Source organism: Streptomyces sp. SID3343 (assembly GCF_009865215.1).
Lineage (GTDB): Bacteria > Actinomycetota > Actinomycetes > Streptomycetales > Streptomycetaceae > Embleya.
Map to the genome: position 1 here is coordinate 1 of NZ_WWJX01000740.1, position 3,794 is coordinate 3,794.

Genomic DNA, 3,794 nt, shown 5'->3' on the forward strand with positions numbered 1-3,794 from the left:
CACGCGGCTCCCGCTCCACCATCACCACCCCCACCGGCACTGAATCCCTGACCTTCGACGCCTACGAACAACTCGCCCAAGACGGCGACGCCACCTACACCTACGACGCCCAAGCCCGCCTGACCAAACGCAACGGCCAACCCGGCTTCGCCTACGACGGCCCCACCAACAACCTCGTAGCCGACGGCCCCACCACATTCACCCGCGGCCCCGCCGGCGACCTCATCTCCACCGGCAACGCCACCACCGCCCAACTGGCCATCACCGACCAACACGGCGACGTCACCGCCACCTTGGACCCCACCACCAAAACCCGCACCAGCTCCACCACCTACGACCCCTTCGGCCAAATCACCACCCAATCCGGCCCCAAACCCGGCCTCGGCTACCAAGGCGCCTGGACCGACCCCACCACCGGCCAAGTCAACATGGCCAGCCGCTGGTACGACCCCACAAACGGCGGCTTCGACAGCAGAGACACCTGGACCCTCAACCCCACCCCCTCAGGCAACGCCAACCGCTACGCATACGCACTGGCCGATCCCCTCAACGGCACCGACCCCACGGGCCACTGCGTCCCGAGCTGGACCAAGAGCAAGGCCGTCAAGACCACCAAAGCCGTCACCAAACGCAGCGGCTGGGGCCTGGCTTTCAACATCGGGTGGGAAATCGCGTGGGAAATCGTCGACCAGACGACCGACGCCAGCGGCGGCGGCCCCAGCAGCGGTGGCGGCGGCCCCAGCAGCGGTGGCGGCGGCCCCAGCGGTGGCGGGGGCGGTGGCAGCAACTATTTCGACTGGGGCGCCATCGGCTCATACTGCCCCGGCACCTGCGACATGACCATGGGCTACACACCGCCACCCGGCGCTCCCCCGCCCACATCCACCGTCCCGCCGTCCACCACTACACCGCCGAGGTGGATCCCCCCTCGCACCAAGTACCCGACCCGCAATACCCCGAAAACCATAAGCAAGCCCAAGCCCCGCCCAAAGACTCCAGTAAAGCCCAAGCCGAAACCCCACGTACCCACAGCCCCGAAGTCCCGGTCCCTGACCCCGTCGACAGCGGCCAGGGATCCCATGGTCGCGATCTTGGATTCGGTCCTGGCGGGGGTCAGGGTACTGGAATCAATCCAGAGCCTGACGGGTCAAGGAGGCGCCTTCTCCTCTTCGGATCATGCCGTCGTACCCGGCACGGAACTAACACTTAACGACGCAAAATCGCTTGACCACCTACAGAGTTTGTTCCCAGAAGCAGTGGTCCCATATCCCTTCGCAGGAATCGATTATGGGCTGAGCGGAGTAGACCCCAGCGCGAAAAACCCGGGTAATTCTTGTCAAAGAGATTTTCCGGCAAGGCCAGATGAAGCTAACTATTACTACGCCCCTATGACCAGATACGGACCCGGGGTGAATGATTGTCGAGCCACCGGGGCCGTTGCAGTCCTTACGAACGAAAGCATACGCAAGAAAGAGCACCCCGAGCCGATGTGGCGCCCGTCCGGATACGACTCCATTAGAGCTGCAACCATGGGTGTGAACGGAAAGCATAATGCAGCAAATCTGCACCTGATAGGAAATCAACTCGGAGGCGCTCACTACACGCTCCGAAATTTTGTCGCAGGATATCAGAACCCTGCAAATAATTCGAGCATGAAAAGATTGGAGAATGACATTAGATTCAAGGGCCTCAAATCGAGCCAGAATGAGACAATCGTATTCGGCACCCTCCCTGTGTACGGGAATCCCGCACAGCCTGCTATCCCCACCGAGATTCACATGAAGGCCTACGGAAGTAAGGGATACGCCCTGAATTGCATCGTCTACAATAGCCCGACAGGAAACTATACCTGCAGCGAACGGAGTTCTGGTGGACCCCTCTACGGACCTTAGAAGCGTGCTTGGCCCCCCTCGAGGGCGAGGAGCGGGGAACGAGGACTGGCATTCCATCGAAGTGGAATTTGGCGTCGTTTTCCCGACTGACTACAAAGAAATCATTTCGGAATACGGCCCGTGCCTTCTGCTTGGCTCGCTCTATCTATGGGATCCGCAAGGCGGCACCCATTCGAGCCTCGCAGAGGAGATCAGAGAATCTTCAGCGGCCTGGCGTGGAAATCGCGACGAGCTAGGTGACGATGGAACCGAAGCATATCCATACCCAATTTTGCCTGAACTTGGCGGCCTTCTGGCAGTCGGGAGGAGGTCGTCAGGCGACTATTTTTGTCTCGCCCCTCCGGAGTATGAAGATGCCGACTGGAAAATTGTTCTCGACTGTGGAGGATTTTGGGAGAAGCATGATATGAGTTTCTCAAGATTTATACTGACTGCATTGCGCAATGAGCTCGATCCACCATTTTTCACTGACCCGGCAGGGGAATTGTACGAACCGATGCCAACGCCTCCGGACATCTCGGACTAAGACTTTGTCTCACGTGGCAATTTCCGTCGGCTTCTTGTGGCAGCTCAGGGCACTGGCCATAGCCGGACTTCGGCTCTTCCGGTCGTTGCGGTCCACGTACGGGATCTTGAGGCCGCAAGTAGTCCATGGCTTGCTCATGCCGCATGATCGATGAATTCGCGAAGGACAACCTGCGCGGGAGACTGCGGCGGGACCGCGAGGCGCTGCTCCGGGAGCTCGACGGCTTGTCCGAATACGACGCCCGACGACCTCTGACGGCGACCGGGACCAACCTTCTTGGCCTGGTCAAACACGTGGCCACTGTCGAGGCCAGGTACTTCGGCGAGGTCTTCGACCGCCCTTCCCCGGAACCGCTGTCCCGGTGGCAGCGTGAGTCGAGAACTCCTCGCTCGGATGGAGACCTGGCTGTCGGACAGCCGCGGTGTCGCGTGGTGGCGGGAGTACGCGGACGTCATCGATTCCGGCTATGAGGAGCTGATCGCGTTGGAGTCGCAGGCTTCCCGGATCACTGCGGCCAACTCCAGTGTCATTCCTGGGCTGTTGCAGTCACAGGACTACGCGCGAGCCACCATGACATCGAGCGCATTCGTCCCGGATCCGGACGATTCCGACGCGTTGGTTCATGTTCGCTCGCTGCGTCAGCGCATCCTGTACGGCGAGAACGCGGTGGAGTTCACGGCAGCCATCGGCGCGGCGCTGTTGCACATCGAGACCGGTGGCCGGTCGGTACTGCGCGGGCAGATCGAGCACCTGCTCGCGCTGACGGACCTGCCGAACGTGGCCGTCCGTGTCGTGCCCTTCACCGCCGAGGTCGGGATCTACGTCGGCGGTACGTCCCTGCTCGATTTTCCGGATGCGTTCGACCCGAGCGTCGTGCACCTCGACCACCACAACGGTTCCGTGTTCAAGGACGGCGACCGCGACATCAAGCGCTACCGGCGCAGTCTCGACCACATCTTGAAGGGAGCGCTGTCGGTGGGAGAATCGCGTCAGGTTTTTGCCTCGCGATTGGAAGAACTGTGAACGCATCCGGACCGATATGGCGGACGTCTTCCTACTCGGCCCACCAAGGCGAGTGCGTTGAAGTGGCCTCCCTACACCCCGACTTGGCCGTCCGTGACAGCAAGGATCGCGCCCGCGGCAAGGTCCGGGTCGCGCCCGCTGCCTGGCAGGCGTTGCTCAATCGGGTGCAGGCATCTTGAGGACGCACGGACCGAACCGCCGCGCCACCCCGTTTTCGGGATGACGCGGCAGGTTCGGTCAATGTGGATGATCGGGTCTCAGAAGTCCTCGTCGAACGAGACCGAGCCGGTGACGGCGACCTGGTAGGCCGAGACCTTGCGTTCGAAGAAGTTGGAGAGTTCCTGGACGTCTTG

4 protein-coding genes and 1 pseudogene are annotated in these 3,794 nt (G+C 61.4%); all 5 read left to right on the top strand.

Translation table 11 applies throughout. The annotated features are described in order from the left end of the window. A partial coding sequence (locus tag GT354_RS22740; protein ID WP_202512175.1) for an RHS repeat-associated core domain-containing protein occupies positions 1-1,892 on the top strand: 1,892 nt, incomplete at its 5' end. 4 nt (positions 1,893-1,896) lie between these two features. Next, on the top strand, positions 1,897-2,418 hold the full coding sequence (locus GT354_RS22745; protein WP_346012127.1) for an SMI1/KNR4 family protein: 522 nt from the start codon (positions 1,897-1,899) through the stop codon (positions 2,416-2,418). A 143-nt stretch (positions 2,419-2,561) separates the two neighbouring features. Continuing rightward, positions 2,562-2,786, top strand: a pseudogene (locus tag GT354_RS22750) (DUF664 domain-containing protein); the annotation flags it as partial. 1 nt (position 2,787) lies between these two features. Next, positions 2,788-3,441: a DUF5753 domain-containing protein gene (locus GT354_RS22755; protein WP_202512176.1), complete on the top strand. Its 654-nt coding sequence runs from the start codon at positions 2,788-2,790 to the stop codon at positions 3,439-3,441. Next, entirely contained in the window at positions 3,438-3,620 is a 183-nt protein-coding gene (locus GT354_RS54340; protein WP_346012128.1) for a DUF397 domain-containing protein, read from the top strand. Before GT354_RS22755 ends, GT354_RS54340 begins: the two co-directional genes overlap by 4 nt. Positions 3,621-3,794: the final 174 nt, after the last annotated feature.